The organism is Arthrobacter methylotrophus (assembly GCF_039539965.1).
Lineage (GTDB): Bacteria > Actinomycetota > Actinomycetes > Actinomycetales > Micrococcaceae > Arthrobacter > Arthrobacter methylotrophus.
In genome coordinates, this window is record NZ_BAABED010000001.1 from 477,819 (window position 1) to 501,019 (window position 23,201).

General features: G+C 62.9%; 19 protein-coding genes and 2 pseudogenes. 7 read left to right on the forward strand and 14 right to left on the reverse strand.

Going from position 1 to position 23,201, the window contains the following annotated elements; translation table 11 throughout:
* Positions 1-18: 18 nt before the first annotated feature.
* The 6 genes and pseudogenes from ABD884_RS02450 to ABD884_RS02475 all read right to left on the reverse strand — a co-directional run bounded on the left by ABD884_RS02450 (position 19) and on the right by ABD884_RS02475 (position 5,085).
* Positions 19-579, reverse strand: coding sequence for a tyrosine-type recombinase/integrase (locus ABD884_RS02450; protein ID WP_345035470.1), 561 nt, complete (start codon positions 577-579; stop codon positions 19-21).
* Entirely contained in the window at positions 576-1,898 is a 1,323-nt protein-coding gene (locus ABD884_RS02455; protein WP_345035476.1) for a tyrosine-type recombinase/integrase, read from the reverse strand. The genes ABD884_RS02450 and ABD884_RS02455 overlap by 4 nt, the downstream gene beginning before the upstream one ends.
* Positions 1,899-2,053: 155 nt before the next feature.
* Positions 2,054-2,693, reverse strand: a pseudogene (locus ABD884_RS02460) (ISL3 family transposase); the annotation flags it as partial.
* Positions 2,694-2,743: 50 nt separating this feature from the next.
* Positions 2,744-3,847 carry a tyrosine-protein kinase domain-containing protein gene (locus ABD884_RS02465; protein WP_345054435.1) on the reverse strand — a complete coding sequence of 368 codons (1,104 nt, stop codon included), beginning with the start codon at positions 3,845-3,847 and terminating at the stop codon, positions 2,744-2,746.
* A 99-nt stretch (positions 3,848-3,946) separates the two neighbouring features.
* Positions 3,947-4,198 (reverse strand): annotated as a pseudogene (locus ABD884_RS02470) (YveK family protein); the annotation flags it as partial.
* Positions 4,199-4,620: 422 nt separating this feature from the next.
* On the reverse strand, positions 4,621-5,085 hold the full coding sequence (locus ABD884_RS02475; RefSeq protein ID WP_028265262.1) for an Lrp/AsnC family transcriptional regulator: 465 nt from the start codon (positions 5,083-5,085) through the stop codon (positions 4,621-4,623).
* Positions 5,086-5,256: 171 nt separating this feature from the next.
* On the opposite strand from ABD884_RS02475, the gene ABD884_RS02480 reads away from it, so the two are divergent.
* The 3 genes from ABD884_RS02480 to ABD884_RS02490 are packed head-to-tail and all read left to right on the forward strand — an operon-like array spanning position 5,257 to position 9,091.
* Positions 5,257-6,489 (forward strand): thiamine pyrophosphate-dependent dehydrogenase E1 component subunit alpha, encoded by a 1,233-nt coding sequence (locus tag ABD884_RS02480; RefSeq protein ID WP_345035485.1) that lies wholly within the window; start codon positions 5,257-5,259, stop codon positions 6,487-6,489.
* Positions 6,486-7,625 (forward strand): alpha-ketoacid dehydrogenase subunit beta, encoded by a 1,140-nt coding sequence (locus tag ABD884_RS02485; protein WP_345035490.1) that lies wholly within the window; start codon positions 6,486-6,488, stop codon positions 7,623-7,625. Before ABD884_RS02480 ends, ABD884_RS02485 begins: the two co-directional genes overlap by 4 nt.
* 2 nt (positions 7,626-7,627) lie before the next feature.
* Positions 7,628-9,091 carry a dihydrolipoamide acetyltransferase family protein gene (locus ABD884_RS02490; RefSeq protein WP_345035496.1) on the forward strand — a complete coding sequence of 488 codons (1,464 nt, stop codon included), beginning with the start codon at positions 7,628-7,630 and terminating at the stop codon, positions 9,089-9,091.
* A 34-nt stretch (positions 9,092-9,125) separates the two neighbouring features.
* Here ABD884_RS02490 and ABD884_RS02495 read toward each other — a convergent pair whose 3' ends face one another.
* From ABD884_RS02495 to ABD884_RS02510, 4 genes are all read right to left on the reverse strand, one after another.
* A complete protein-coding gene (locus ABD884_RS02495; RefSeq protein ID WP_345035499.1) occupies positions 9,126-10,913 on the reverse strand; it encodes a sensor histidine kinase in 1,788 nt (595 codons plus the stop codon).
* Positions 10,910-11,569, reverse strand: coding sequence for a response regulator (locus ABD884_RS02500; RefSeq protein WP_345035504.1), 660 nt, complete (start codon positions 11,567-11,569; stop codon positions 10,910-10,912). The genes ABD884_RS02495 and ABD884_RS02500 overlap by 4 nt, the downstream gene beginning before the upstream one ends.
* Before the next feature lie 125 nt (positions 11,570-11,694).
* The gene (locus ABD884_RS02505) at positions 11,695-11,838 is read right to left on the reverse strand and encodes a hypothetical protein (protein WP_345035508.1); all 144 of its coding nucleotides are present in this window, start codon (positions 11,836-11,838) and stop codon (positions 11,695-11,697) included.
* 107 nt (positions 11,839-11,945) lie between these two features.
* Positions 11,946-12,551: a YdcF family protein gene (locus ABD884_RS02510; RefSeq protein ID WP_345035513.1), complete on the reverse strand. Its 606-nt coding sequence runs from the start codon at positions 12,549-12,551 to the stop codon at positions 11,946-11,948.
* Positions 12,552-13,098: 547 nt separating this feature from the next.
* On the opposite strand from ABD884_RS02510, the gene ABD884_RS02515 reads away from it, so the two are divergent.
* A complete protein-coding gene (locus ABD884_RS02515; protein WP_345035518.1) occupies positions 13,099-14,124 on the forward strand; it encodes a YdcF family protein in 1,026 nt (341 codons plus the stop codon).
* Positions 14,125-14,140: 16 nt separating this feature from the next.
* On the opposite strand, the gene ABD884_RS02520 is transcribed toward ABD884_RS02515, so the two are convergent.
* Both ABD884_RS02520 and ABD884_RS02525 read right to left on the reverse strand, forming a co-directional pair.
* Positions 14,141-15,649: an FAD-dependent oxidoreductase gene (locus ABD884_RS02520; RefSeq protein WP_345035521.1), complete on the reverse strand. Its 1,509-nt coding sequence runs from the start codon at positions 15,647-15,649 to the stop codon at positions 14,141-14,143.
* A 146-nt stretch (positions 15,650-15,795) separates the two neighbouring features.
* On the reverse strand, positions 15,796-16,803 hold the full coding sequence (locus ABD884_RS02525) for an EAL domain-containing protein (RefSeq protein ID WP_345035529.1): 1,008 nt from the start codon (positions 16,801-16,803) through the stop codon (positions 15,796-15,798).
* Positions 16,804-17,028: 225 nt separating this feature from the next.
* Between ABD884_RS02525 and ABD884_RS02530 the strand changes: the two genes are divergently transcribed.
* Positions 17,029-17,844: an MBL fold metallo-hydrolase gene (locus ABD884_RS02530; RefSeq protein WP_345054442.1), complete on the forward strand. Its 816-nt coding sequence runs from the start codon at positions 17,029-17,031 to the stop codon at positions 17,842-17,844.
* Here ABD884_RS02530 and ABD884_RS02535 read toward each other — a convergent pair.
* The gene (locus tag ABD884_RS02535) at positions 17,841-18,461 is read right to left on the reverse strand and encodes a cation efflux transmembrane domain-containing protein (protein WP_345035537.1); all 621 of its coding nucleotides are present in this window, start codon (positions 18,459-18,461) and stop codon (positions 17,841-17,843) included. The two genes, ABD884_RS02530 and ABD884_RS02535, sit on opposite strands and share 4 nt — an antisense overlap.
* 93 nt (positions 18,462-18,554) lie before the next feature.
* Here ABD884_RS02535 and ABD884_RS02540 point away from each other — a divergent pair, with 93 nt between their 5' ends.
* Positions 18,555-18,701, forward strand: coding sequence for a hypothetical protein (locus tag ABD884_RS02540; RefSeq protein ID WP_345035540.1), 147 nt, complete (start codon positions 18,555-18,557; stop codon positions 18,699-18,701).
* Positions 18,702-18,778: 77 nt separating this feature from the next.
* On the opposite strand, the gene ABD884_RS02545 is transcribed toward ABD884_RS02540, so the two are convergent.
* Positions 18,779-20,341 (reverse strand): chitinase, encoded by a 1,563-nt coding sequence (locus tag ABD884_RS02545; protein ID WP_345035551.1) that lies wholly within the window; start codon positions 20,339-20,341, stop codon positions 18,779-18,781.
* 218 nt (positions 20,342-20,559) lie between these two features.
* Between ABD884_RS02545 and ABD884_RS02550 the strand changes: the two genes are divergently transcribed.
* Positions 20,560-22,968, forward strand: coding sequence for a glycosyltransferase family 2 protein (locus ABD884_RS02550; RefSeq protein WP_376954568.1), 2,409 nt, complete (start codon positions 20,560-20,562; stop codon positions 22,966-22,968).
* The last annotated feature ends 233 nt before the right edge of the window (positions 22,969-23,201 follow it).

Here is a 23,201-nt window from a genome sequence, read left to right on the forward strand (position 1 = left end):
ATCCAAACCTTCAAATACTCAGTGAAGCGGAATGAGCCGGTCGGGGCCGTGCTTGTTCGCCCGGACCAGCACGGTGAATTCGGATGCATGGATGTCCTGAGGTTTCAATCGCAAGACCTCCCCGACCCTCATGCCACTGACGGCCAGCAAGGCGACGATGTTTGCCATCGTGGCCTGTACGAGCACGGCCGTGAACACCTCTTGGCAGGCGGCGATCAACGCGTCGACCTCATTTTGGGTGTAAATATGGGGCGTTCGTCGATACTTGCCGGTGTTCAGAGCGCCGGCCGTAGGCACTTGAACGTCCATTCCCAAGGCGCGACAGTAGCGGGAGAAGCCTTTCACCGCGCTGAGGCGCTGGCCCTGGTAGGAGTTCTTGAAGGTACCAGCTCCCCGAGCCCAAATGGTGGCCTCCGCGGCGGTGAAAGCAGCCCGCGTGTTCCCCCGAGCCCACAGCCATTCGAGAAATCCCCGGGCGTTGCGTTCTTCCTCGATGAGTTGGAACCCCAGCGCGTGCCGCCGGCTAAGGTACTCCTCCAGAGCAGCCAAGAGGTCAGCATTGAGCGGCTGGACGTTCACGGTAACTTCCCCCACGACGGTGCCAGTGGGCGCAGCGGCACCATGTCGACTCGCGCGTACGTCATCGACGAGGCCAGGCTCGCATGTCCGAGGAGTTCCTGGACCTGCCTGAAGTTCCCTCCTCCAGCCAGGATCTGAGTGGCAGCCGTGTGGCGAAGCCGGTGTGCGTATACGCCTTCAAGGCCGGCAAGGCGGGCATGCTTGAAAATGATCTCGGTAACGCCCACACGATTCAGTGCTTTGAAAGGGGGCAAGGAGCGAATAAAAACGCCGCGTTCCCCGGGCTCCGCACGGCGGACTCGTATGTATTCCACCAGTGCTTCACCAACATCAACGGGCATCGGCAAGATGAGCACGCGTCCGCCCTTGCCGACCACCCGCAAAGACGGCTCCCGCCAGTTGATGTCATCGAGAGTCAAACCAGCGACTTCCCCTACGCGCACTCCGAGACGGGCCAGCATGACGATGATCGCCATGTCGCGCCTGCCCGTGGGGCCTCCCGGATTTACTGCGCCTTTCAATGCCGCGACCTCGCTGGCAGTGAGTCCCTTGGGCAGGTCCGAACGAATTCTCCGGGGCGAGAGAACACCGAAGGCTACCCCGTCCTCCACCCAGCCGTTGGCGGCTGCCCACGTGAGCAAACCGCGAAGCAGCACGGCCGTGCATTGAGCCGTGGACGAGGAGTATCCGGCCACAGCACGAAGCAGGAAGTCATTGGCCATCGCGACATCAACGCGTTCCCAGCGGAGTTCCCCGGCCGACTCTTCGATCAGCTCCAAAAAGGGTGCCCCGACTCTGCGGGCCTTGTAGATCCAGCTAACACCCCGACCTTGTTCCACCTCGAGAAATCGTAACCACGCCCCCAGGCATGCCTCTGCGGGGCTAGCCTGTGTGGGCACTACACACGCGGATCTGAGACGACCCGTTTCGCGCAGGAACCGAAGGACCGCGGGAACGTTCTCGTTGGCCGAAGAATGCTCGGGGAAGCGTTCGTTGTCCTCCCGGACCATGCGAAGTCCACGCTCCGCATCCAGGTCCCCGAGCTTGAGATCCTCAGCGACCATCCATGAACCAAGCCGCGCTGCGGCACGGACCTGGTTGCGTTGGGTGGTCGGGGCGTAACCCTGCGCGACCAGCCACTCGATCAGCTCCATCATCACCGCGGCAAGAGGACCGGCCTGACGACGAGGCCAGATCCTCTCGTGCCAACTACCCGCTGAAGGGGCTGCGCTTCCGGCAACCACCGAGGCCCCAACATCCGCTAGCCCGCCGTCGGCACCAACAACCAGGGCACACCCGACATGATTCGGATCATCCATGACCCATCTCCTTCTCCCGTTAGGAGAAGGAGACTCTCACACCCCCACTATGCCGACAACGCCCCGCAGTAACCGGCACGAGGCAAGGCGGGCATCCGCGAAGTCGGCATAACCCGGACCTCGGCATAAGCACTCCAATGCCGACGTCGGCATTGGATCGCTTCGGTGGGTCCGTCGGACGCGCCGTGGGTGTCGAAGTAGGCCAGGATCGCGGCCTTCCATTGTTTGAGTGTCCGGCCGAGGCGGGAGACTTCCGGGATCGGGCAGGACGGGAACGAGGAGATTACCTCGTTGACGAGTTCCCTGCCCCGCTCCGGTCTGGCGTGGTAGATGTTTCGGAGCTTCTGGTAGCACTGCCAGGCCAGGGTGACTTCGTGGTCCGGGTCCCCGGCAGCGAGTTTCGCGTCGAGCCGGGCGGATTGTTTGTCGGTGAGGTGTTCGGCGCCGATCTGCAGGGTCCGGCGGATCCCGTAGAGCGGGTCGCCTTTGCGGCCGCGGAGCCCGAGAGTTTCCTGCTGCACGCGGCCGCGGACCTCGTCGACCATGGCTGATCCCAGTTTCACGACGTGGAAGGCGTCCAGCACCGTGATGGCTTCGGGCAGTTCGTCTCGTATCGCGTTCGCGTAGCCGCGGAACGGATCCAGCGCCGCGGTTTGGATGCCGGCGGTGAATTCCTCGCCGCCGTCTTTGAGCCAGTCGCCGTAGGCCTTCGCGGACCGCCCCGGGACGAGGTCCAGCAACCGGGCATGGACTCGTGACCATCCCGGATCCGGGCGCCCCGGTATGGTACCAGACACGCGGAAACAGCTCTCGGCATTCCCCAAGTTAGTACCTGCTGTGTATCCTCATGACTTCGATGAAGATGGCATTCTCTTGGAGTTTGATCCTCGGTTCAGAGCTCTGCCCCTAGCGCGTCGGCCCGGCGATTCATCGCGGTTGGCAGATTCGGCCGATTCGTGACTGTAGTAGCGATACCCATAGGCATCGGGGCCGTTGACTGGCAATTTGTTGAGCACGATCCCGAGGACATCCGCTCCCACCATTTTCAGCGTGGTCAACGCCCGGAGAAGGTCCTGTTCCTTTACTGCTTGTGAAGCCACAACCATTAACACTCCGCCTGTGTGTTGGGCGAGCACGGCTGCGTCGGTGACTGGGAGAAGCGGCGGTGCGTCAATCACAATGTAGTCAAATATGGCTTCAAGTCGTTGGATAAGGCCCTCCATATTTCGAGACCCAAGTAGTTCGCTGGGGTTCGGCGGAATTTGACCCGAGGTCAGCACTGCGAGCCCGGAATCCCCCCATGGCTGCAGCAGGTCTTGCACATCGGCCTGTCCGACTAGCGCAGTTGTCAAGCCAGCGTTGCGGTCCAGTCCCAGGTATGCGTCAAGCATCGGCCGGCGCAGATCAGCGTCAACCAAACATACCTTGTGCCCCGTTTCAGCCAGCGCTATAGCCAGGTTTGCCGCAGTTGTGCTCTTGCCTTCGCCGGGAAGGGACGACGTAACCGTCAGTGTCTTGGCTCCGCTTGAGACGTTTGCGAACTGAAGATTCGTTCGGAGTTGCCTGAACGATTCGGCGCGCGGGCTTTGATGGTGTACCTGGGTAAGCAGCGGGTTTTTCCCTGCATCGGGTTCGTGAGCGATACCGCCGAGAATCGCCACATCCGTTATCCGGCGAAGTTCTGTCTCGCCGCGAACCTTGTTGTCGAGCGTAGACCTAACAACTGCAATTCCGATACCGAGAATCAGTCCGATGACGAGTCCCATGAGCATAGTCGTTCGTGTATTGGGCGCGGATGGTACTGACGGCGCCGTCGCAGGCCTGATAATTGAGAGGCTCACCACTGACGGTGCGGTCGATGTCGGACGTTCCAGCTTTGCCACTGCCGTTATGAGGCTCGCGGCGACAGCTTGAGCAATGGCTGCAGCCTGCGACGGGGAATCGTCCACCACGGAAATATTGATTAAGACCGTGTTTGGATCAGCTGTGGCTCTGACCTGTGATTGCAGTCGCTCCGGCGTCGTATTCAAGCCCAGACTATCGATGGCTGGTTGGAGGACTACTGGGGTGGAAACTGTCTTGACATAGGACTGGATGCGGGCTTGGCTAAACGTGTTGCCTTGCTGGAGCTCTTGAATGGACCCGGAACCTTGAATCGCCACAAAAAGCTGAGTATCGGCAGTGTAGGTGGGCTTGGTCAATATTGCGACGCTTGCCCCAACGAGCAATCCGGCCAGTGTCGCTGCCACGATCGTGATCCAATTTCGGCGCAAAATGACTAAATAGTCGCGTAGATCCAAGCGTGGGCCCCCTATGTGGTTCCGGTCATGGCTTCTGCGGATTTAGCTGCCACAGGCCGATGGTCAATACAATGGTAACCGCCGCGTAGCGGTGAGCAGGCACGCGGATTGCTCGAAGACCCTCGCGAACCCCAACTCGAGCGACCGCTAGGAGCCCGCGCGGGAATCCCATGGGGTGACGCAATTACCTGCCCTGCCGGGCTGCCGATAGACACTTCTTGGGCGAGTACATGGATTATTGAGTTGGAGGACGCTTTGCACTGCTAGGTGGACATCAACCCATACAGAAATACCACTCGGAAACGGTTCAAGTTTGTTGGGTTGATCGTGTTGTTGTTGGTCACGGCGGCCGTGGTCTGTCTGTCGCTGTCTCGGTAGTGCTCGGTGCAGCTTGATAACTACGTCGAGCCAAAGCCCCTGCCCTACCGCGTATCCAGATCCTCGAACACCAGGAACGTCTGCGTGTCCTGCACCCCTGGCATCGATTGCAGCCGGTCGAAGATGACCCTGCGCAGGTGAATATTGTCTGTGGCGCGTACCAGTAGGATGACGTCGAAATCGCCGCCCACCAAGGCGATGTGCTGCACCTCCGGAATGAGCCGAAGTTCCTCCCGTAGCTCGCGCCAGGAATGCTGCTGCACCTTGAGCGTCACATAGGCCGATGACTTCAAGCCGGCCTTGATGGGATCCACCAAAGCCGTGAACTTGGTGAGCACGCCTTCGCCCGTCAGCCGGGAGATTCTGGAGTAGGCGTGCGCCCGGCTGATGTGGACGTTTTCCGCCACCTGGGTGACCGACATCCTGCCGTCCCGCGTCAGCTCGGCAATGATGTCCCTGTCCACCTGGTCCAAGGGAACCTCCACTTGATCCGCCTCGACCTCGGCCATCGCATCTCCAATTCGTCCACAGTGCGAGCCAGTTACCCAACTCACATTTGCAATTCGTCTTCCAGAATAGAACTTTCCTGCAAGCTTTTCCACGATTCTGCCCAGAGCTGGATACGAAACTTCTCCAAGGAACATACTGAAGACAAATAGTGGATACAGAAGGACGGACCAATGACGATCTCCGCAGACCATAAGGCGCAAGGTCTGGCTGACGCTCGGCCGGACGAGACCGCAACGAATGACCAGGCTTCCGAAGTACGGCGCAAGTTCGGCATCAGCGTGGAAGACTACATGCTGCCCGCCCGCCATCAGATCCAGATGGTCGATCCCACAGGCACGCTCAAGCCCGAAACAGAGCAAGGCACCGAACCCGGCCACGAATATCCCATCCCCGGCGACGCCGAACTCATGGCAGCGTACGAACAGCTCGTGGTCGGACGCCGCGTCAACGACCAGAATTCCGCCCTCGTACGGCAGGGCCGCATGGCCGTCTACCCGTCCAGCCACGGCCAAGAGGCTTGCCAAGTAGCAGCCGCCCTGTGCCTGAGCGAAGGCGACTGGCTGTTCCCCACCTACCGTGACGCCGTCGCAATCATGTCCCGCGGCGTAGACCCGGTAGAGACCATGACGATCTTCCGCGGCGACTGGCACGGCGGCTACGACCCCACCAAACACAAAGTGGGCATCCAGTGCACTCCGCTGACCACCCAGCTGCTGCACGCCGTCGGAGTTGCCCATGCCGCCAAACTGCGCGGCGAAGACACCGTGGTGTTGGCAATGTGCGGAGACGGTGCCACCAGCGAAGGAGACTTCCACGAAGCACTGAACTTTGCAGCCGTCTTCCACTTGCCCGTGATCTTCTTCGTCCAGAACAACAAGTACGCCATCTCGGTGCCTTTGAGCCACCAGTCCGTGGCGCCGTCGCTGGCCCACAAGGCCGTAGGCTACGGCATGGCCGGTGAGCGCGTGGACGGCAACGACCTGGTCGCTTTGCTCGCCGTACTTGACCGGGCAGTGAAACTCGCCCGCGAAGGTTCCGGCCCGCTCCTCATCGAAGCCCACACCTACCGCATGCAGGCCCACACCAACGCCGACGACGCCACCCGCTACCGCGAAGACAGCGAAGTGGCCGAATGGACCGCCAAAGACCCCATCAGCCGCATGACGTCATACCTCACCGGCCGTGGACTGCTCGACGACGAAGGTTCCTCCCGGATAGCAGCAAAGGCCGAATCCGTTGCTTCGCAGCTTCGCGCCGGCCTGGGGGAGGACGTCCCGGTAGACCCGCAGAACCTCTTCCGCTACGTCTTCTCCACCCCCACCCCGCAACTGAAGGAGCAGTCCGCCCTGCTCGCCGATGAACTCGCCCGTGAGGCATCCAGCCAAAAGGAGGCAGGCAAATGAGCCCCGCCGTCACCACATCCTCTGAGGCCACCCAGCGCGCGGCCACAGGCGATGTCAGCTCCGCCACCGCCAGCGCCGCAGCCAGCGCGGCGGCATCCGCTCCAGCAACTGCCGAAGCCTCCGGTCCCCAAACCATCACCATGGCCAAAGCACTCAACACCGCGATGGCCGACGCCATGGAAGCCGACTCCTCCGTCCTGGTGTTCGGCGAAGACGTTGGCCGTTTGGGCGGCGTCTTCCGGATCACCGACGGCCTCATGGCAACCTTCGGAGAACAGCGCTGCTTCGACACGCCCCTCGCTGAATCCGGAATCGTCGGCATGGCCGTGGGCATGGCCATGAACGGCATGCGCCCGGTGATCGAGATGCAATTCGACGCCTTCGCCTACCCTGCCTTCGAACAGATCGTCAGCCACGTCGCCAAGATGCACAACCGCACCAAGGGCACCGTCAAGCTACCCATGGTCATCCGGATCCCCTACGCGGGCGGGATCGGCGGCGTAGAACACCACTGCGATTCCTCCGAGTCCTACTACGCCCACACGGCCGGGCTGAAGGTCTACACCCCGGCCACCGTGGCAGACGGCTACCGCATGCTCCGCGAAGCCATCGATTCCGATGACCCGGTCATGTTCATGGAACCCAAGAAGCTCTACTGGTCCAAAGACCAGGTGGACCTCGGTGCCCTACGCGCCGAACACTCCGCGAACGCTGCGACGGGATCCAGCAGCGAAGGCCGTGCCGCCGTCGCGCGCCCCGGCACCGACGCGACCCTCATCGCCTACGGGCCGTCAGTCCCCACCGCGCTCGCCGCGGCTGCTGCTGCCGCTGAAGAGGGCCGCTCCCTTGAAGTGATCGACGTCCGCTCGATCGTGCCCTTCGACGACGAAACCGTCTGCGCGTCCGTGCGCAAAACCGGCCGCGCCGTGGTCATCGCCGAAGCCCACGGATTCGCCTCGGTCTCGTCCGAAATCGTGGCCCGCGTCCAGGAACGCTGCTTCCACTACCTCGCCGCGCCCATCCGCCGCGTGACCGGCTTCGACGTCCCCTACCCGGCTCCTAAGCTGGAGCACTACTACTTGCCAAGCGTCGACCGCATCCTCGACGCCGTTGACGACCTTCAATGGGAGAACTGACCATGAGCGCAGATATGCAGGTGTTCCTGCTTCCGGACCTGGGGGAGGGCCTCACCGAGGCCGAACTCGTCAACTGGCTTGTGGCCGTGGGCGACGAAATCCGCGTGGACCAGCCGATCGCCGAGGTGGAAACCGCCAAGTCCATGGTGGAGGTGCCTTCTCCCTACGCCGGCATTGTCGCCGAGCTGCACGGCGAAGCCGGCCAAACGCTCGACGTCGGGAAGCCACTGATCTCGGTGGCTCCCGTTGGTGCTTCGGTGCCGGCTGAGCCCAAGGCCGCCGCCCTCGAAGAAGAGGTCACCGAGGCGCCTGCCGCGTCGATTGCCGCTGAGACCTACCGGACCGAGGAGAAAGCCGGATCCGGGAACGTGCTCATTGGCTACGGCACCTCCGGAGGTGGCGAGGCTCGGCGCACCCGGCCGCGGAAGGTTCCTGCTTCCGCTGTTGCTGTACCGTCTGCTGTTGCCGTGCCGCCTGACTTTGCCGAACTCTCCTTGTCCCGCACCCGGATTCCCGGGAAGCTTTCAGCCGTGATTTCGCCGCTGGTGCGGAAGATGGCCCGGGACCACGGGGTCTCGCTGGATGCATTGCCGGGTTCGGGGGAGAGCGGACTCATCCTCCGCCGGGACGTTGAAGCTGCCATCGGTGGTGCGGTGCGCGAGAACTTGCCTGCGAAGGTGCCTGCCCCCGCTGCTGCAGCCGCCTACGTCGAGTCTTCGGCAGGGGTCCGGGACGCCCGGACTGGTTTGCCTGTTGCCTCGAGGACACCAGTCCGTGGAGTCCGCAAGGCAGTTGCTGCGAACATGACCCGCAGCCGGTCCGAGATCCCTGAGGCAACCGTCTGGGTGGACGTTGACGCAACTGCCCTTCTCGAGATGCGTGCAGAACTCAAGAAGAAGGACGCCCACGGTACCCCCGGGCTGCTCGCCTTCATCGCCCGTTTTGTCACGGCTGGGCTAAAAAAATTCCCGGAGTTGAATACCCGAATTGTCACTTCTGAGGACACTGCGGGTGGCGAGATGCAAGAGATCGTCGCGTTCGACGGCATCAATCTCGGTTTCGCCGCTCAGACAGACCGCGGACTGGTGGTTCCCTCGGTCCGAAACGCCCACTTGATGAGCGCCCGCGAACTCGACGCGGAGATCCGCCGGCTCACCGCCGTCGCGCGTGACGGCAAGGCAAGCCCGACTGAATTGGCCAGCGGAACGTTCACGCTGAACAACTACGGAGTGTTCGGCGTGGACGGCTCAGCAGCCATCATCAACTACCCCGAAGTAGCCATGCTTGGGGTGGGCCGCATCATCGACAAGCCCTGGGTAGTGGACGGCCAGCTCGCAGTCCGCAAGGTCACGGAGCTGACCCTCGCGTTCGATCACAGGGTGTGCGACGGCGAGACGGCTGCCGGGTTCCTGCGGTATGTCGCCGACGCGATCGAGAACCCCGGGACGGTGCTGGCGGACTTGTGAGCCCAACTTCCGCGGAGCATCAACCCGCCGGTGCTTATGGAAGGGACACCCGCAGGACCACATCGTCGCCATGCTCGCCGAGTGATACTTCCGTGGATAGGGCCTGAAGCGTCGTCATCCCGAGGCTGGGTCGGTTCTGGCGTCGGAGCCGGCCAGGGGAGCTGATGGAAAGGTGAATGGCTCCGGTGCCCGTAGCCGCTGGTGCCTGGTGCGACTCTTGAGCAGACATTGTGACGCGGACATGGTGCCGTTCACCGTGGCGGATGGCATTGGTGAAGCCTTCCGAGAGTACCTCGATGACTGCCTCGGCCCTGGCGGGGTCCTCGTCGCATAAGGCCCACACTCCAGGGCCGATGTCGCATTCAAGCTCCAGCACGCGCCCCCAGGTATTCAGCAGGTCCCGGATACTGGATGCTGCGTGCCTCTCCTGCCCGGACGATTCCTCCAAGATTTCACTCTGCGCAGTAGCCATGGCACGCGTCAGGATGTCACTCACGCGCTGCGGGGCAAGATCCTCTGCTGGGTGGTTCCCTCCAGGGACAGCCAAAGCGAGGGCGGTGGAGACCAGGTTCCCCTGGACGTTGGTGTGCAGAATCCGAGCGACCCTCCGGCGCGTGTGAAGCAGCTTTCGGTGCGCGCGGTCCGCAAGCTTGAGTTGCTCATTCAGCGAGTGTGCCAGCTTGACCTCATGCCGCCGTCGTTGGCTCTCAGCAGCTCGAATAACCGCCACAGTGAGCGCAGTCAGCGGATAGGTCCAGATGGCGGACCAGTAGAAGAACGGGGCAAAGCCGAACGCGCCCTGCAGTAGGCAGGTCACCGAGGCGCCAACTGCGGCCGTACCCGCATAGCAGAGGGTCATGGCGGAAATTCGCCACAAGGGACTGGTGATCCTCCATACCGTCCGGGCAGCCACGGCGTTTCCGACGAGCAGGATGCCTCCACCCACAACCCATTGAACCAGCAGAAAGAGGACCCCGTATTCCGTCAACAGACGCACTGCAATGAGTGATGCGAAGAGCAGGACAGGCAATGCGATCGGCGCAGCTTGGATCAAATGCGCCAGTCCCGGCGCGCGCTCTGCACGGGAAGGCGGCCGCGGAGGGGCCGCCTCAAGCGGCCAAGGTGTGTGGTCATGGAAGAGTTCGTGGCTCATCGGGCGGACCACCTCATCGGAGATCGTCCGCAGCAGAAGTGAGGCCGCGGATCTGTCGAGGGTTGTCATCATCCGGGGAACCAGGGCCGCGTCAAGGCGCTTGGAGAGTTCGGCGACATAGTCGGAACGGATCGAGCGCAGCCGGTTTTCATCGAATCCTAGCTGCGCTTCGATCGCAGCCTGGGCGGCGCGGAGCCGGCGTTCAAGCACGGCGTGGCCGCGGATGGAGTCTGCCAGAATCGCGATCGCCGAGAGGAAGACCAAGGCCATCACGGTGTTGATGAGGATGCGGGCCCAGAGATCTTCGCTGAGGTCTGCGATATTCAGGGCCTCCGCGGACCAAACCACCAAGGGAGCGCGGGAAGCGCCCAATAATGCGAAGATGCCAAACGCCGTCGCCATTCGGCCTTTGAGGCTCGGCCGTGATGTGATCAAAGGGCGGAGGAGTATCCCCAAAAGACCAAGCATGACGTGCACAAAAAGCACGATCGCCATGCCGGAGCCTTCGCCAACCAGCGTGATCGGTCCGGTCTGAGCCAGCGCGTTTGATCCGTCGAACATGTTCATGACCGTCAGCGCCAAGGGCACGGTCAGAAGCCACGACCAGAGGCTCAGGGCATTCTTGCCGCCGATACCCCGGGCCCAGTGTGCAGGGGAGCGGCCGCTCATGTATCGCTATCGGCAGGAACCGGCCACCCAAACGTGCGCGCGTACAGCGTTGCCGCGGCAACCCGCGCATTGACGCTCGGACTTCGGCTCAGGCCCAACGCCTCGAACGTGCGCGAAACAGCCTTCTCCACGGAACGAATGCTGCTTCCCCGTTGTTTGGCGATTTCAGCGTTCGACCAGCCCTCCGCGATCATGCGCAGGGTATCCAGCTGTACGCGGGTCAGAGCGCCGATCTTTGCCGCGTCCGACGCCAAAGGGGGAGCCACCGTGACGGCAAGCTCTACCAGGGTCGAGTTCACTGCCCTGATGAGGCCGTCCACGGAGTCAAGGGACCCCTTGTTGACGAAGGTTGATCCCGCCGGTAACTCGGAAAAGGGAGCTTCCGACGGATAGTTGGTAAGGAAGACGATGGCGCACCCCGGCGAGAGAGCCTTCGCGACGTGCGCCAGCTCGACCCCGTTGGGCCGGGAACCCAAATCGATGTCAGTCACCAGAACATCAGGATCGACGGCAGCGAACATGGATACGGCCTCTGACGAGGACGCGCAGGCACGCACTTCGAATTCCGCGCCCCTTAAGGCCTCGGCGACAAGCCCACGCATGAATGGTTGATCTTCAACTACCAGCACCCGCCGAACCCACCCCATGTCCCCCATAGTTGAAGGCTATCCGAGCAGACCTTTGATTCATCAGCCGGCGCCGCTTGGTTACGACTCCGGATGGATACGACGGCGGCACGCTCGCGCTATACTGCGCGGCAAGGACGCCGGGGGCGTCTGCTTCAGTGGCGGAGAGCAACCGCGACAACGAAAATAGTGGCGGCAGCCAACACCCCTAATCCAACGTAGGACAGCTTCCGCCGAAACCTTATTTGACGCTCGCGTCGTTCATCCCAGGCTCGATATCCCGTGCTGTAGTTCCTCATGTCGGGAGGATAGCGTCGCTGAATTTCCGGGTGCCTCCTGGGGTTCGGTTATTGCGACCGGCTGCGCTCGCCGTAGCAGTGTCTGCCATCTCGCTCACGCATTGACTTCAGCACTCCGGGTGGATCGCCACTTTGACGAAGGCCGCGGTCTGATAGAGGTACTGGTACGCCCAGGAGCCAGTACGGCTGGTCAAGGAGATCAGCGGCAAACTCCTGCGCTCGGCAACCATGTGCAGCTCCCCTCCGTAGCAGCGGCCCATAATCACTCTTGCCCGGGTGACGTGGAACTGGACGGTGAGGACGTCAGCGCTCTTCCATCCATATTGCTGGGAAAGGTTCTTCAGCGCCCGGGCTTCGCCTTGCGTGGTGAATGGATCAGGGTTGAAGCAGATAATCCGGTACGGGCGCTGAGCGTCGCAGATGTCTGCTGTGAATCTGCCGTCTTTTCCTACCGGGCTTGAGACCGCAAGCGTGTGTGCATACCCCTGCTGCATCAGCTGTTCGGCGTAGACCATGCGTTGATCCGGCGGCCCCAGGACGAACACCACATCGGCGTGTCGGGGCTCGTCAGCAGGGGGCGCAACATAAAGAAAGATGCCGGCAATGGCCCAGACAGTCACGAAGGCGATGATCACAGTCAATGCTTGACGAAGCCGGCGCCTCCAACGCTTGGGCTGCGTGGGCTTTGTTTCGTTATCGCGGAGAAGAGTCATACCGTCCTCTGGCCAAAGCGGGATGTGGGCGGCAGCGCTGCACTGGATCCAAGACTACTAGCTGCTGACACTGAGACGTATCAGTGCAGGGACCGTCTACTGCAAGCAACTGATCGTCCGTGGCACACCGAGGCCTTTCCCGGAACCCGCACGTGGGACTAGGCTGCGGGAATGAAAGTTACGTTGCTCTGCGGGGAGGGCGATCGCCGGCCCGACTGCCCACATCAATTCGTTGGTCGCTGCAGTGATTGTGATGATGCTGAGCGAAATTCGAATGGAGAATCGGGTAGCGCTGAGCCCGTACGCCCCGGCGACTAATCGCCCGGGGCGAATTCACTCCTTGCAACAATGATGTGCAAGCTGCCCAAGCCTTCCACGCCGGATTCCGGCGGGTTCCGCCAGCGACGTCACCATCCCGCACCTTGGCACTACTACAAGCGGCAGTCGATGGGCCGGACAGGAAATGCGCGGTCCCTTCTTCGATGATGGTCCCGTAGGGCACGTGCCAGACAGCCAGCATGTGCCCTGCATCCTTGGAAGGTTAAAAATGCTGAGCTTGGTCCTTGGTCTCCTCTTCGCTGTGCTCTTCCTTGCCTCATACCGCTCAGACAAGCGGCGGCTGCGAAACGGCGTGCTGCTCGTCGCCGCGGTGTGGTTCCTACTGCTGGCCTGTCTGGGTTTCCTCTCTGGTTTCCTCGCGTCCTTCGGCCTGGCGTCCACCTTGTTGTACGTCGGTGCGCTGCTTTGCCCACCGCTGTGTGCGTTGGTGTTCGCCGGGTTCCTGATCGCGAACGGAGTCACGATGATCCGGAAGGAAGGCCCCGGGATCAGCAGCCTGTTGCCCTTCGCCGTCGGACTGGCCGTGATACTCACGCCTGTGGCGGCGTTCCTTCTGCTCAAGGACGAGCGACACCCTGCGCTCTACGGGTTCGCGGTACTGGGGTTCTTCCTGGCCGCATATGTGGGGTGCGCATTCGTGGCTTTCCTCGGTTACGCGCTGTTGTATTCCAAGGCGCGCTTTGACCCGAACCCGGCCGCCATCATCATCCTGGGCTCCGGTCTCATCGGCGGGAAGGTACCCCCGCTGCTCGCCGCCCGGCTGAACAAGGCCTTGGAGATATACAACGCCGGCACTCACGCCAAGCCTCTGTTGGTTCCTTCCGGGGGACAGGGCTTCGATGAACCGAGGCCAGAGTCCGCAGCAATGAAGGAGTACCTCCTGACTCAAGACGCCGCGGGCGTGCACGTGCTGGAGGAGAACCGGGCTACGAATACTCGCGAAAACCTCGAGTATTCCGTGGCCTTGCTTAAGGAAAGGGGTGTCCACGGACCACTGCTTGTGTGCACTAACAACTATCACGCTCCGCGGGCCGCCCTGCTGTGCCGTCGGCATGGCATCGATGCTGCGGTAGTAGGCGCTCCAACCGCCAGATACTTCGTACCCAGCGCCTTTCTGCGAGAATTCGTTGCCGTCATGAGGGACAACAAACGGACCAACATCATCCTGTGCCTGCCGATGCTCGGGATTGCGGTACTCATCACCTGGCTGTTGATGACCTCGTCGACGGTATGAGTTGCGTCGCCGGCCCCTACTGCAACTTGAACAAATTATGCGTCGCCGGCCCCTCCAGGAGCTTGCCCGCAGCAGAGAACCGCGAGCCATGCAGCGGGCAGTCCCAGGACTTCTCGGCGTCGTTCCAGCGCAGGATGCCACCCAAGTGCGCGCATTCCGCGGACACCCGGCACACCACTCCGTCCACCGTGCAGACTGCCGCAGGCTTCCCGTGGAAAAGCCCGGTGACACCCGTGCCCTCGGCAGGGCTGGTTTCCTCCGTGATGGGAGGCAATTTCTTCAGGGCCGCCTTGTCCCGGAAATTCTGCTGTTGCGTCTCCACATTGACCGAAATCGTGGACGCAGCGCCGCGAGGGGACGTGATCCGGTGGTGGATCGTGTGAGCCCACTCCAGTTTTTCGCCGCGGATCGTGGCCGTGATGTCCAGCGCTGCCGCCACACCGTTGGTCATGCCCCACTTGTTGTAGCCGGTCCCGAACAGGATCTTGCCATGGCCCCGCGGAAGCTTGCCGAAGAACGGCATGAGATTGGTGGCCTGGTAGTCCTGGGCAGACCAGGTGTGCGTCACCTCCGCACCCGGATAATACTGCCGGGCCCACGCAAGCATTTCGTCCACATGGGCCTGGGGCGACGGCTCCCGGCCACCCGCATGCCCGAAGCCGCCCACCAGAAGCAACGCCCCGCCGTCGGGCACTGGATAGTCCCGCAGCGAGCGGGTGGGAGGCTCGGCGGAAAGGTACATTCCCGGCGGCGGGCTCATGCCGTCCGGCAGCCGCAACGCCGCCGCATAGGAGCGGTTGGTGCGCAGCTTGGCGAAATAGAGCCCGCGATTCAGGATTGGCGTCCCGGTACCCAGCACCACGTGGTGGGCCCGGACCTCGCCGCGTCTGGTGACCACGGTCAAGGGATTCCCGTTGTGGACATTCATGACCCGCACGCCCTCCACAATGCTCCCGCCGGCAGCCCGAACATCCGCGGCCAGCGCGTCCAACACATCCATGGGGTTGAACTGGGCCTGTTTCGCCAGCCGCAAGGCGCCGTCGACGGCGAACGGCAGCCCGGTCTCCTGCGTTGACTTCACGTTGAGCCCGGCAGCCCGGGCCACCGTTGCTTCCGCACGGAGCCGTTCCGCGCCCGCCGGCGTCGTGGCGAAAGTGTAGGCATCCCGATACTGGAACGGCACGCCCCGCCCCTCGAGGTAGTCCAGCAACCACTTCTGCGCCGCCCGGTTCGCATCAACATAGGCACGGACCACACTCACCGAGTACTGGCTACGGAGCGCGGACAGGGTGGTGCCCTGCAACAAGCTCAACTTGGCCGTGGTGTTGCCGGTGTTGACTGCGCCCACATGCCGGGCCTCCAGGACCATGACGGTACTCCCGGTCCGGGCCAGCATGAGAGCTGTCACCAAGCCCGTGATTCCGGCCCCCACCACCACGGCGTCGTAACTGTTCCCGGGGGTGAATTCATCCGGGCTCGGGCCGCCCCCGGAAGCCTCGCGCGCGTCCAGCCACAGAGAAGTCATAGTGGTCTCACGTCCCTTCAACCGGGCACGGTCCGCACCGGAAGTAGCACGTCGGCGGCCCGGTAGTGCCAGAGAAGCAGAAGGCAGCAAGAGAAGCAAGAGGTCAGCGCCGACGTCGCGCGTTGCCCCGTGCCGAACTCAGCCTGCTAAGCCAGCATGCCGCTCGGCCCCGGGAAGGTCAGATGCCCGGTGCGTCCGGCCCACATGGCCCAGTCACCGGGCTGGACTGAGGGCCGCCCCAGGTGAAAGCCCTGTCCCACGGTAATTCCCAACCTGGCAATAGCGGCGAGCTCCGCCCCCGTTTCGATGCGTTGGGCGCTCAAGACCGCTCCGGCGTCGCGCGCGAACCCGACCTCCGCCTCGACGAGTTCCTGCCGAAGAGGATCCTGATCCAGACCCGCAGTCAGGCTCCGGTCCAGTTTGATCATCTCCGGCTTGAGCCGAAGGATATGGCGGACCGCAGCAAAGTGCGAACCCGTGTTTTCGATGGACAACCGCACACCGGAACTGCGCAGAGGCGCTACCGCGGCGTCGAGCTCGGCAGTCTGGTCCGGCGGAAACTGTCCGGAAATTTCAAGGACCACGCGTGCGGGCGGCACCGGAGTTTCATCGAAAAGTGCAGGAAGGCGCGGATCCAAGCAGACCGAATGGGAGAGCTTCAAGGCAACGAAAAGGTGGGGCGGCAGATCCACCGCTGCCTTGAGCCCCGACTCCAACGCCGCGAATTCAAGATCCGTGCGGAGCCCCGTGTCCTCGGCTTCTGCGAACCAATAATCGGCTGGGTCTCCGCCGTCGCTGACGAAACGGGTCAGAGCCTCTGCCCCCACCGCCGCAGACGTGGTGAGGTCGAAAACCGGCTGGAAAGCGGTCATTAGCATCCGGTCCCTGAGCACCGCCTCCAGCCGCGCGTTGCCAGGCTGCTCGGATGGCTGTGCCACGAGGGCAAATGGGTTCTCCACAGCCGTGTCCTGATGTTTCTGCCTCAGCGAAGTCAAATGTTCCAGCAGAGCCTCTTCCGGATGCCCCGGATGGGCTGCAATGTGCCAGCGAAGTTGTTCGCGCACTGCCTCAGTCGCCTGGGAAGAGTCCGCCAAGACTTCATCGATGATTTCCAGCACCTGGAGTGCCAGAACAGACGGATTCTGCGTCGACATGAATTATTCCTTCAGCTTTCAGCTTTCAGCTTCCGCTGAGCCCGGGACCTGCAAACAAGGGGAATGCTACAGGCGAACCAACCCCTCACCCTGCATTGAGACCAAACAGCCACGGCCAACTTGTCCGTCCTTGTAGACGCGCGCCAAGTTCCCGTTCCTGTCAGCCGTACGTGGGTAGAATCGAGGCCTGAACACCGCCGGAACGCAACTGAAGACGGAGAAACAATGTCAGCATGGCTCGAAGTCGGCCCAGACAACTACGTGTTGGAGACCGAAGGGTGCCTGCTCAACACCGGCCTTGTAGTAGGTACGGAACGGGCCATGGTGATCGACACCGGCTGCGGCCCCCGCCAAGGCCGGCAGATCCTCGCCGCGGTCCGCGAAAAGACCCAGCTGCCGTTGGTCGTCGTGAACACCCACGCCCACTACGATCACTACTTCGGCAATGCGGTCTTTGCGGACGACGGCGTGACGGAGTTCTGGGGGCACGTCAACTGTGCGGCAACAATCGACGACGACGGCGACCACCAGCGCCGCTTCGTCTCCGCCACCGAACCGGAGATGGCAGCGGGCGAGGGCGACGCCGTCGAGCTCGTCATCCCCAACGCGATCGTCAAGGACCAGCCCGTCCTGGTGGACCTTGGCGGAGTGACCGCCACCTTGTTCTACCTGGGCCGCGGCCATACCGACGGCGACCTCCTGGTGGGCACGCCAAGCACCCTGTTCGCGGGAGACCTCGTGGAACACGGCGCGCACCCGTCGTTCGAGGACTCCTACCCGGAGGATTGGGCAGACGTGCTGCGGCACATCTCGGCCCTGCGCCACCGCTACGAATTCCTCGTCCCCGGCCACGGTCAACCCTGCAGCGACCAATTCGTAAAAACCATGGCGGACACCATGTCCACCGCGGTACGGCAAGCGATGCAGTCGATCCGGGACACGCCGTCGGACGCCACCAAAGCGATCCCGGTCCTGCCCTACGGACCCGAACAATCACGCTGGTTCATCAAGCGGCTCCAGGAAACGCAGGCGCACCACTAAAGCGTGGCGTGTTTGAAGGCGTGGCGGGCCTCGCTGGCGGCGTAGTAGATGATCACGACCCCCGCCAACGGATCGGCCCACCACCAGCCAAACAAGGCGTTAAGGACCAGGCCGGCCAACACCGCGCCCGCCAAGTAGGCATCCACCAGGGTCACTTTTCCCTCCGCGCTGAGCACCGGATTCCCCAAGTGGCGGCCCGTGCGGATCTTGCCCCACGCCAAGGCGAGCATGACCACGAACGTCAGGGCCGTCCATGCGATGCCCGGCCCCGAGGTGGCGGGGCGGATCCCCGTGGCAAACACAACGGCCAACTGGATCAGCAGGTAGGCCACCAGGAACCCGAAGGCCACCCCGATCAACCGCATCGCCCGGGCTTCCCGCTCCTGGTGAACGCCCTTGAGCTGCCACACCACCACGACGGACGCGAAAATCTCAATCAGCGAATCCAAGCCGAAGCCGGCCAACGCCGGGGAACCCGCGCTGATCGCGGCAGCCGCCAGGACACCGAGGCCCACCACGTTCCAGCCCAGGGTGGCGTACTCCAGGCGCAGACCACGGCGCAGCAACAACCCGTGCTTGGTGGTCTTCGCTGGGGTGGTGCGATCAGTACTGGCCATGGGGTCTTCGTTTCCTTGCCGGTTTAGCCGATCCCGCTCCATGACGTTTCCTTCGTGGCCTGCGCTAAACAATCGTGGCGTAGTGTTCCCTGCATGGGGAACAAAGTCATATTAGGGTTGTCGGCCAGGGAATCGAAGCGGGAAATTCGGAAACAGCGCCTTCACGTGCTTGCCTACGTGGGACTGGGGGTCCTCGCACTGGCGACTGTCGCCGTCGTCGTCATGGCTCTTCGACGCTAGGACCCTAGCGTCGAACTGGCAGCAGATGCCCTCTGTCGACAATTTTGAGGTCATTAGCTGCCAGTTCGCGCTCAATTTCAGGGGGCTGGCGTTGATATCGTGGGTCCTGGGCTCTGGATTTGGGCCGTGGTCAGTTTCGCCCACGGGGAGTCCGGAGCGCTTTGGAGTGCGGCTTCCGGGCTGGCTCCCTGGGTCCACCATTTGGCTTCGAACGCCGATCCTTCGAAGAGGACACGATCCCCCTGGTGGTAAACGGTTTCAGGCACCCACGCCGGGAAAGTACCCGAAGGCACCGTAACCTTGGGGCTGGGCTTGTCTCCCGGCAACACCGGGCCCACGAGCCTCCAGGGGGTAGCACCGCCCTGCAACACCGGGTTGTCCGGAACATCCGAGCGAGTCCACCATTTTGCCTCGTAGACGCTGCCATGCCACACCACCCTGTCCGCGGCAGCATACGCCGCATAGGTGTTCCACACCGGGTAGGGGCTCGTTGACGGATCGTCGGTGGGAACCGAGGCGGCGGTGGCCGTAGCCGAAGGAACAACTGTTTGCGCAGGAAGCGCTACGTCATTGGCGAGGGTCGCGGAAAACAGCTGAGACCCTTGGTTGATCCCGCTGCAGCCATCCGAGACCTTGCCCAAGTCAGGGTAATTGGGGCTACACGTCCGGTCGCGGTTCATGGACCACATCGACAACCTGCCGAGGCCTTTGGCTTTGGCGAAGCTGTTCATAGCCGTCGCGTCGCTGAGCGTGAAGATCTCGCCGGCGGTATCGTTCTGGCCGATCATGACGGTCAGGCCGAGCTTTCGCCAGAGGGTTTCACTGCCCAGATCGGTTCCGGCGCCGCGGTAGAGGGCGCCGAGCTGATCGTGGGCGGCTTCCGCTGCCGATACCGACGCCTGGGACATGCTCGACGCAGCAGGCTTACTGGCGCCGAAATCCATCGTCATGATGTTCACGCCATCCAGCTCCACTCCGCCGGCCAGGGTGTGGGACACGACCTCTTTGCCTTGAGGAGTGAGGCCATTCGGGTCAGCCGCGAGGGTCAGCCAAACGGCAAGGGGCTTGCCTGCGGCCTTACGCTCCTTCTGAAGAGCGGAAATGGCCTGTGCGCGTCGGTCGGCCGCGGCCGTGTCGCTGAGTGCGCCGCTTTCGATATCGAGATCGATCGTGGTGACGTCGTAGCGATTCACAACCTGCCGGTAAGCGTCCACCAAAGCTTTCGGATCCTTGCAAGACACCGCAAGCTCTGTATTGCTCAGGCCACCGAAGGAAACAGCGGCAGTACCGCCGAGCTGGCGGAGCCGGGCGATCCGCCGGTCAAGGTCAAGATCGGAACCTGCCTGGTCAGGGCTGTATGCCGCACCCCAGGAGGGGGCACAGCCCTGCTTGGGATCGGCTACGACGAAGGACAGCACCACGGCCTTTGCGCTGGGCTCAACCGGATCTTCGAACGCGAACTTCGGCGTCGCAGTCACATCCACGTAGCCGGAAAACACCGAAGGCATGGATGCTGCCGCACTGACATCCTGGACATTGCGAAGGCCGAGATAGCCCGCCGTGACCGCTGCGACCACGATGACGCACAAGATGGCAAGGCGCAGCACGGACAGCCGGCGGCCGGGAAAGCGTTTCGACACAGAGATACCCCTAGAGCTTCTAAAAGGACTTCGCGGATGTCCGGGGAAGTGCCCCGCCCCGTTGAAGCCCGCAAAGCTTGCGTAGCATTTCGACGAGTCCTGTCGGAAACCCACATCGTTCGCCTATCATAAGGGCGCACTGAAGTGCAGGCCGTCACATTACGCCCTGCATTGTGCCGCGTGCCCGCTGGGGGCCCACGGACAGCGGACGGGGATTCATGGCTGAACAGATGGTGTTACTTCACGCGGACGCAATGGAGACGGCGGACGGGCAGGCCACAAAGGCCCGCAAACGGCAATGGGGTTCGGAAAAACGCTCCGAACCGCTCTCGATCGTCCACCCGGCACCATCACGGCGGAAGATAGTCCTCGGCCGTATCGGCATCCTGACTACCGTCCTTGCCTGGATCGGCTACGTCATCACCACCGTGCTCAAACAATTGGTGGACAACCCTGGTGCGGGCTTCAGATTCGGCGTCGAATCCGTCTCCTATCTGGTGGTGGTGTCCTTCCTGACCTTCTCCGCCCTGATGTATTTGACCGCCCGGCAGGGTGCCCTGACCCGCTTCCGCGACCACCGCCGGGTTCCACGCGGGGAACTGGACCGGCACTTCTTCGACTACTCCGAAGGCGTCACAGTGTTGATTCCTTCCTATGCGGAGGAACCCGGAGTGGTCCGTGGCACCATGTGGTCCGCGGTTCTGCAGGAATTCCCGGACCTCAGCGTCGTACTGCTTCTGGACGACCCACCCTTCCCGAAGGATCCGGACGTACTCCGGCGCCTCGAGGCAACCCGCGCGCTCGCCGGGCAGATCACCGAGACGCTCTCCGAACCAGCGGCCAGGGTCAACGCCGCGTACGAGAGTTACCGCCGTCGTCGTACGCTTTCCCCGGAGGCGGGCACCTTGGCCGCGGGCACCTCGGCCGCGGGCACCTTGGCCGCGGGCGCGGAAGTGGAACGGTTGATCGCGGAATACGAGTACGCGGCCGGGTGGCTCGAAGCGATGGCCGAGACGGAGAGAGTGGAAGACCACGTCGATGAGTTCTTCGTCGATCTGGTCCTCATGGGCCTGGCCCGGGAACTGCGCCTCGTGATTCTTGCACTGACTGCCGCTCACGCACAGCAGACCTCGCCCAGCCCGGAACGTATCGCTCAGCTGTACGCTCGGCTTACCTGGATCTTCAACGCCCGCGTATCCACGTTCGAGCGGAAGCGGTTCGCGAGCCTTTCCCACGAAGCCAACAAAGCCATGAACCTGAACGCCTACCTCTCGCTCATGGGAGGGCGCTGGCACCGGGAACAAACAGCGGACGGCACCGTTTTGCGGCCCGCCGGCATGGTTGGGTCGGCGGCTGATTCCGCGATGGCGCGCACGTCTGACAGCACCGAGCTCATCATCCCTGACAGCACCTACGTCCTGACCCTGGATGCCGACTCGCTCTTGCTTCGCGACTACTGCCTCCGGCTGGTCCATCTCCTCGAATCCCCTGGCAACGAACGCGTGGCCGTTACCCAGACCCCGTATTCCTCCTTCCGAGGCGCCCCGACCCGGATCGAACGCATCGCCGGCGCAACCACCGATATCCAGCACATCCAGCACCAAGGCATGACCCGCTACGGTGCCACGTTCTGGGTCGGAGCCAACGCCGTGATCCGCAAGCGCGCCCTCGAAGATATCGTCGAGATATCCACTGCCGGCGGCTTCGAAATCAGAACCTACATCCAAGACCGCACCGTCATCGAAGACACCGAATCCAGCGTGGACCTCGGCAAGCACGGCTGGACCCTGGTCAACTACCCGGAACGGCTCAGCTACAGTGCCACCCCGCCGGACTTCGGATCACTCGTGGTGCAAAGGCGGCGCTGGGCCAACGGCGGCCTGCTGATCCTGCCCAAGCTCTGGGAACAGATCCGTCACCGCCGCAGCCAGGACCGGCCGGTCCCCCTCCGCGAAATCCTGCTTCGGGTCAACTACATGGCCTCGATCACCTGGGCCAGCTTCGGGCTGCTGTTCCTGCTCGCCTACCCCTACGACAGCCGACTCCTCAGTCCATTGGTCTTCCTCGCTGCCTTGCCCTACTTCCTGGCCATGGGCAGCGATCTGTGGGACTGCGGCCACCGGTTCAGCGACATTTTCCGGATCTACGGCTTCAACCTGGTCCTCCTGCCGGTCAACCTGGCGGGCGTCTTGAAGTCCCTCCAGCAGGCCCTGACCGGAGACAAGATTCCCTTCGTCCGTACCCCGAAGGTCAAGGACCGTACAGCGGCCCCGGCCCTCTACGTCCTGGCTCCATACCTCGTGGTGGCCTTCTCCCTGTTGACCGTTTGGCGCAACTGGGAAGTGGGGAATTGGGGCAACGCCGCGTTCGCCGCCTTCAACGCCGTCATGGCCGCCGGAGCGATCCGAGCCTACATCGGCGTGGCAAACTCCGGGGTGGACATGTACCTCGGCGTCTTGAACTGGCTGTACGTCGGCCCCAAGGAACCCAAACCACAAGCACCGGTCATCATTCCGAAAACCGCGGAGCAGACCGACTGGGAATCCCTGCTCTACCACGGAGACCGCCGCCTGAACCGCGACCTCCGCGGCAAGGACGACCGCCGCAAACGAGCTGGATCCCTCTGACGATTTTCGAACATTCTGCTGGATCATCGCCCCGGTGGGGGAGGAGGACCCATGGTTTTCCTGAGTCGAGCCACGGGCCGGTCTGGATGATCCAGCAGAATGTGCCGCGGGCGAGTTGCGCGGGCGAGTTGCGCGGGCGAGTTGCGCGGGCGAGTTGCGCGGGCGAGCTGCTCGGGCGACTCGCAGCAGGCCGTAGGGCGACCCGCGCTCGCGACCCGCCGGACGTCGTCGTG